Raw genomic sequence first — 479 nt, 5'->3', positions numbered from 1 at the left:
GCTCAAGTGACAACACGGAGTCTTTGGCAAAGATGGTTCTTATCTACAGCGTTCTTTCCGTTTCCACACCTGATCCAGAGTTTCATATAACCCCGAAACCGCCCTTACCCGCAGCCAGCACAATGCAATAAGCAGACGGGTGGGGCCCGGTGACAGGTAATCCGCAGCGCTGAGCGTAGAGAGGAAGACCCGGATGGGCCAGCAGGGATGCTGGCACAAGGGCATGCCGGGACAGGGATGTCACGTCATNGAGGACCGCCAGGCACCGGGCCCCACACGTAGGCGACGGCACTAAGCCTCTAGCGCAACGGGCACTACCCGCAGGCGACATTCATCGGAACCTCCGTACATCATGCATCCCCACAGGCAACATCTTTGCAGCATCAGGCTCAAGTGACAACACGGAGTCTTTGGCAAAGATGGTTCTTATCTACAGCGTTCTTTCCGTTTCCACACCTGATCCAGAGTTTCATATAACC

It is taken from the genome of Erwinia sp. ErVv1 (assembly GCF_900068895.1).
Classification (GTDB): domain Bacteria; phylum Pseudomonadota; class Gammaproteobacteria; order Enterobacterales; family Enterobacteriaceae; genus Erwinia.
This window is presented reverse-complemented; position numbering follows the sequence as displayed.